The sequence below is a fragment of the Azospirillum sp. B4 genome (genome assembly GCF_000333275.1).
In the GTDB taxonomy this organism is placed as follows: Bacteria; Pseudomonadota; Alphaproteobacteria; order Azospirillales; family Azospirillaceae; genus Nitrospirillum.
This window is the reverse complement of sequence record NZ_BACU01000540.1, coordinates 1-6,602: the sequence shown is the minus strand read 5'-3', so window position 1 is coordinate 6,602 and position 6,602 is coordinate 1. Positions and strand designations below refer to the sequence as shown.

The window sequence follows — 6,602 nt, the reverse complement described above, 5'->3', positions numbered from 1 at the left end:
CATGGGCGTTGCCGAACACCTCGCCCGCATCCATGAACACCCGCTGCATGTCGATGACCACCAGCGCGGTGCGGGCGGGATCCAGGGCCTGGACGTCGTTCAGCGCCCGGCCCCGTTCATGCGCCCATGCCGGCAAATCGATGCTATGCGCCATGATGCTCCCCCATCGCCTCTTCCACCCTTGAGGCTAAGACCTGGCGCCAACCCGCGTCTTGGCGGCGCGCGCATGGGCTGTTGGCCCGGGGACTGTCGGAAACGAAACGAGCCCGGCGAGGGGTTGGTCCCGCCGGGCTCGTCTGGGGGGCCGGGCTACCGCCGGCCTGATGGGGAAAATCCCAAGGCTTGGAGGGGTCCTTAGAATTCCTTGGTCAGGCCGACATAGAAGCCCCGGCGCGGGCCATATTGCGGGGCGCCCACGCCCACCCCCGTTCCGTCGCGGATCTCATACTTCTCATCGAAGACGTTGATGACGTCGAAGCGCACGTCCATCACGCCCACCGTCGGCAGGTCCAGGGTCTGGACGGCGCCGAAGTTGACCTGGACATACCCCGGCAGGGCGGCGCCATTGGGCGTGGCGCCATCAGCGCGCAGGCCGGAACCGTAGATCAGGTCGGTGGTCAGCAGCGTGCGGTCGATGCGGTAGCTGGCCCCGGCCGAGGCGGTGAAGCGCTGGTCGTGGTCCACCGGGATGTAGTGGGTGGCGATGTAATCCAGGTCGTCCTGGCTGAAGCTGAACTGGCTGGAGACGATCTTCTTGCCCTCGGCCTTCGACACCGCGAAGTTGGCGTAGGACTGGAAGTTGTCGACCGCGTAGGTCAGCGACAGCTCGACACCCTTCTGGATGCCCTCGTCATAATTGAAGGGCGTCAGGATGATGGGGGCGCCGAACTGCCCCTCGTCCAGCATGTTCTTGGACTTCTTGTAATAGCCGTCCAGGCCCACGGTCAGGGCGTCGGTCAGCTTCTGTTCGATGCCGACGTCGAAGTAATGGGCACGTTCGGCCTTGGGCGCGTCGTTGACGCCGCTGGCGGCGGCGGCGCTGGTGCCGGCGTACTTGGAAACGGCGGTGTTGGACACCAGCTCGAACGGCGGCGGGGTGAAGTAGCGGGAATAGCCCGCGTGCAGCGTTGTCTTGGCCGTCGCCTGCCACACCAGGTTCACGCGTGGGCTGAACTGGCTTTCGCTATCGAACTGCTGGAAGCTGTCGAAGCGGCCGCCGACGTTCAAGGTCCAGTCGGGCGCGAACTTCCATTCGTCCTGGATATAGACGCTTTCGCTGTAGCCGGTCTTGCCGAAGGTGTCGCGCACGCTGACGGGTGTGCTGCCGATCTGGTTGCCGTCGTCATCCACCGGGAACACCTGCGAATTGGTGATGCCGGAGGAGCGTTCGACCTGCAGCAGCACGCCACCACGCAGGGTGTGGTGGTCGTTCACCACCCAGCTGCCGTCCGTCTGCCAGCCGCCGGCGATGGAGCGGCGGTAGGCCTCCTGCGAGATGCCGTTGTACAGCAGGTCGGGCACGGGGTCGGGCTTGAACCACAGGCTGGAATAGCGGCCGTAGACGGAGGACTGGATGGTCACCGCGTCCAGCGCCTTCAGGTATGTCGCTGCGGCGTAGTGGGTGATTTCCCGCTGGTTCTCGTCGATATGCTCGCTGGGGTAATCGGTCTGGCCATTGAAGTTATAGCCCAGCCCGGCCGATTGGCCACTGCGGGTGGGGATCTGGAACTGCCCGCGTTCCGTACCGGCCATCAGGCTGACCTGGGTGTCGGGATCCAGGATGTCCTGCAGGAAGACGAAGCCCCGGCCATTCTCCGTGCGGTCATGGTTGGGCTTGCCGCTGCCGTCCGGGCTCTCGATGCCCACGCCGCTGGTCTTGTAGTCGCCGGAAGCGAAATAGTTCAGGTTGCCCGAGGAACCGGAAATGTCGAAACTGGTCTGAAGGGTGTTGTAGCTGCCACCGTAGATGCTGACGTCGCCGCCGTTGTCGAAGGCGCCGGACTTGGTCTGAATGTCGATGATGCCGGCGGTGCGCAGGCCGTACTGCGCCGGCAGGGCGCCGGTCACCAGGCTGACGCTGTGGGCGAAGCGGGGGCTTAGCGTCTGGCCGAAACCGCTGATGCCTTCCGGCAGGATGACGCCGTTGATGCGATACTGGACGTTGGCGTGTTCGCCCCGGATGTGCAGCTGGCCGAAGCTGTCCTGCGCCACGCCGGGCGCCTGCAACATCACCTGGTTCAGGCCGTTGTTCACGCCACCCGGCTGGGCCTCCAGGGCGGTTTCGTCCAGCTTGTAGGTGGAGGCGCCCAGGTCCGGCTGAATGCTGTTGCGGGCGTCCAGCAGGCGCTTGGCCGTCACCACCACCTCGGGCACCGGGCCGCTGGCCGAGGTGCTGCCGATGGAACCGGTGGCGCCGGCCGCGTCATCCGCCGCCCCGGCGGCGGGGCCGTCGGCGGCGAGCGCCACCGTGCTGACCGAACCCAACAGAACTGCGCCCATCACCCCGGCGCGCCCAAACTTGAAAGCCATACCTTCCACCTCTCTTGAGAGCCGCCCCGCCGGGCGACCCTTGGTCCCTTCTTGCCGTCCCGATCCCAGGCAAGCCGCCGCCGTCGCCGCGCTTCCCCAGGAAGCGCGGCCGGCCAGGACGGCTGGTTGGACAGGGAAACAGGCCCCGAACTGCCAAGTTTCGTTATGTTATAGTATAACGTAACAGGGTTCTAGCCTGGACTGTCCCCAGCGTCAACGGGAAAGCGCTGCACCGCAAACGACAGAAGGTCGCAGGATTGACGACCGGTTTCCGCTGGGCACCGAGGGACTCGGAAGGACACCCCGCCCCCGCATGCCACCCGACCTCAAGATGACAAGACGTCGGGCGCCAGTTCCATCACCCGGCGCCAATCATCACCGCCAACGGTCGCGATGGTGCCCGCCACGCGGCGGGCCAGGTCGGCGTCATTTCCGGCGCAGGCGTCATCCAGCGTGCGGGCCAGGGCCTGGAGGCGGCCCAGCCCGGCGCTGCCGGCGGTGGAGATCAAATCGTGCGCCTCGCGCTTCAGGCCGGCCAGGTCCCCGGCCGCCGCCTGGGCAGCGATGCGGTCCAGGCGCGCCAGGCCATTGGTCACCATTTCACGCACCACCAGACGGAACTGGTCCGCCGGCACCATGGCGGACAGGCGGCCCAGCACCGCCGGATCGAACACGGGCGCGTCCGGCGGCGGCATGGCGTCAATGGATGGCGATGAGGGGGATATCTCCGCCAAGGCTGTCATGTCGCGACCCAGCCAGAAAGCCACGCGATCCAGCAACTGGCCATGGTCGAAGGGCTTTTCCAGATAGTCATCCATGCCGGCCGCCAGGTGGTCGTCCGCCCGGCCGGACAGGCTGTAGGCTGTCAAGGCGATGACCGGGATGCGCCGGCCGGTGCCGGCCTCCGCCGCGCGCAGACGACGGGTGGCCTCCAGCCCGTTCATCACCGGCATCTGCATGTCCATCAGCACCAGGTCGAAGGCCCCAGCACCTTCGGCCAGCATGTCCAGCGCCTCCTGACCGTTATGGGCCAGGCGCACGGCATACCCGGCGCGGCGCAGCAGGGCCAAGGCCACCTGCTGGTTCACCACGTTGTCCTCCACCAGCAGGATGCGGGCCGCGTTGCCGTCACCATCCGGCGCCGACTCATGACCGAAGGCGGGAACCTCCGCCCCCAGGGCGGGGGCCGCGTCCAGGTCCAGCGCCAGGTGGGCCGCTTGTTCCGCGCTGGCCGGCGCCAGAGGGACGGTGAACCAGAACCGGCTGCCCACGCCCTCCTGACTGTCCACGCCGATCCGGCCGCCCATCAGGTCAACGAGATCGCGGCAGATGGCCAGCCCAAGGCCGGTGCCGCCGTAGCGGCGGGCGATGGTCTCATCCGCCTGGACATAGCGTTCGAACAGCCGCCCGGCCTGGGCCGGCGACAGCCCCACGCCGGTGTCGGTGACGGTGAAGCACAGGGCGCCGTCCTCATCCGACGCCACGCCGATGGTGACGCCGCCGGCATCGGTGAAGCGCAAGGCGTTGCTGACCAGGTTCAGCAAGATCTGCCGCAGGCGCACCGGGTCGCCGCGATAGGCCGCTTTCAGCCCGGGGTCCAGCGACACCTCCAGCGTCAACCCCTTCTGCGCGGCGCTGGGCTGCATCAGATGACGCACGCCATCCACCAGATCCTCCAGCTTGAAGGCCAAGTCCTCCAGCGCCAGCTTGCCCGCCTCGATCTTGGAGAGGTCCAGGACGTCGTTGACGATGGTCAGCAGCGACTGACCGCTCTGCTGCAGGGTACGCACCAAAGGCCGCACGTCGGCCGGCAGGGGGCCGGCCAGCAACAGTTGGGCGATGCCCAGGATGCCGTTCAATGGCGTGCGCACCTCATGGCTCATGGCCGCCAGGAAGTTGGACTTGGCCTGGTTGGCCGCCTGGGCCACGGCGCGGGCGCGGTCCCGCTCCTCCGCCAGGGCGGCCAGGGTGGTCGCCTGCCCTTCCAGCCGGATCTGGTCGTCCATCAGGCGGTTGTTGGCGGCGGCCAGTGCGGCGGTGCGGTCCTCCACCCGCTTTTCCAGGGTGGCGTTGGCCTGCGCCAAGTCGGCCGCCTGGGCGCGCACCGTGGCGAAGGCGGTGCGCAGGCTGTCGGCCAGGGACACGATCTCCCGGTCCCCCGTCACCACCGGCAAGGTTGGCAACGGGACCTCCCCGTCCCCCGCCTCCGGAACGGGACGCAGGCGCAGGCGTTCCGCCGCTTCGGTCAGCCGCTCGATGGGGGCGGCCAACCGGCCGGCGGCGAACCAGGCCATGAGCACCGCCAGCAGGGTGATGCCGCCGCCGGCCAAGGCCACCAGGCGCCGCAGGCTGTGGACGGGCGCCAGCGCCACCGCCGCCGGCTGCCGCGCCACGATCCACCAGCCCAGGCCCGGATAGTCGCGATAGCCCGTGCTCTGGCTGACACCGATCAGGAAGTCGCCCGCCGCGCCGTCAGGCCAGTTGATGATATCGGTGCCGTGGGCGTCGCGGACCACCGACAGTTCCCGCCCGACGAACCCATCCGGTCCCAACAGCACGGTGCCGTTCCGCGCCAGGACCAGCACCTGCACGCCCGAGCGTTCCCCAGCGGCGCCGAGGACGGAGCGCTTGACCTCCTCCGCCCAGGTCCAGCTGAGATGGGCGCCCAGCACGCCCTGTAGCGTGCCATTCCCATCATGGACAGCCGCCGCCACGTCGACGAAGCGCAGGGGCTCCCCGTCCTCCGTACCCAGGACCTTCTGCAACAGCTTCGCCTCATGTACGTCGCCGGCATAGGACCCGCGCTCACGGGCGGCGGCGAACCAGGGCCGCTGCGACACGTCCGCCCCTTCCAGCAGGCCGTCGGCGGACACCATGACCCGGCCCTGCGGGTCGGCGAAGCCGATCCAGGCATAGGAAGGGAAGGTCTGCTTCAACCGGTCCAGCCAGCGGCGCTGCCGCCCCTCCTCGGCCCCGACCTTGAAGACGCTGGTCAGCGAGGCCGCGACCTGCACGTCGCGCCAGCGCTCAAACATGCCCCGGTCCAGCTTGTCGCCCGTCTGGAAGGCGACGTCGGCCATCTGGCGGGCGATGTCCTTGCGCACCCGGTCGGCCGCCAGGTCGCCAATGACCAGGGTGGCCGCCAGCATGGCCAGGGCGACCAGGACACCGAAGGTCAGGGCGAGGCGAAGGCGAAGCGACATCCAACCGGCGGTGTGGAGGGGGCAGGACGGCCCAGGATAACCCGGTATGCCATCACGATATAGAGATACGGGGGGAGAGGTTGGCCGGGTGTCCCGCCAGTATCCCAGGCGCTCTGCGGGGGCCTATCGTCGCGGGTAGGCACCCCGCCCACCGCGCAGTGGTCAAACGGACGCGACCGCACTAGGATCGCGCGCGATTCCAACCCCGCGCCCCCGCCACATCATCCCCCGGGGCGCGCCGCAACCCGTCAGGTGCCCGGTGGACCTCACCCCTTCCGATCTCGCCCCCGCCAACGTCCTCAACGACGCCACCATACCGGAGCTGCCCAAGCACTACCGGGGCAAGGTGCGCGAGAACTACGACCTGGCCGACGGGCGGCGCATCATCATCGCGACCGACCGGTTGAGCGCCTTCGACCGCATCCTGACGGCGGTGCCGCACAAGGGTGCCGTGCTGACCCAGACGGCGCGCTATTGGTTCGAAGCCACGCGGGACATCTGCCCCAATCACGTCATCGACTATCCCGACCCCAACGTGGTGGTGGCCAAGCGGCTGGACATCCTGCCGGTCGAGATCGTGGTGCGCGATTACCTGGCCGGCACCACCGGCACCTCCATCCTGTCCATGTACCGCAAGGGTGAGCGCACGATGTACGGCGTGACCCTGCCGGATGGCCTGCGCCCCAACCAGAAACTGCCCGACACCATTATAACGCCCACCACCAAGGCCTTCGATGGCGGCCATGACGAGCCGCTGTCGCCGGCGGAGATCGTGGAAAAGAAGCTGCTGACCGCCGCGCAATGGGAGGAGCTGTCGCGCAAGGCCCTGGCCCTGTTCGCCCGGGGCCGTGAGCTGGCCGCCAGCCGGGG

At 68.3% G+C, this 6,602-nt stretch carries 3 protein-coding genes; 1 reads left to right on the top strand and 2 read right to left on the bottom strand.

Features of this window, described 5'->3' with window-relative positions; translation table 11 throughout:
- Positions 1–354: 354 nt before the first annotated feature.
- Both I55_RS24400 and I55_RS33455 read right to left on the bottom strand, forming a co-directional pair.
- Positions 355–2,529 carry a TonB-dependent receptor gene (locus tag I55_RS24400; protein WP_252181300.1) on the bottom strand — a complete coding sequence of 725 codons (2,175 nt, stop codon included), beginning with the start codon at positions 2,527–2,529 and terminating at the stop codon, positions 355–357.
- A gap of 326 nt (positions 2,530–2,855) precedes the next feature.
- Positions 2,856–5,732 (bottom strand): hybrid sensor histidine kinase/response regulator, encoded by a 2,877-nt coding sequence (locus I55_RS33455; protein WP_049974456.1) that lies wholly within the window; start codon positions 5,730–5,732, stop codon positions 2,856–2,858.
- A gap of 259 nt (positions 5,733–5,991) precedes the next feature.
- Between I55_RS33455 and I55_RS24390 the strand changes: the two genes are divergently transcribed.
- Positions 5,992–6,602: phosphoribosylaminoimidazolesuccinocarboxamide synthase (locus I55_RS24390; protein ID WP_044563317.1), on the top strand; the 611-nt coding region annotated here is incomplete at its 3' end.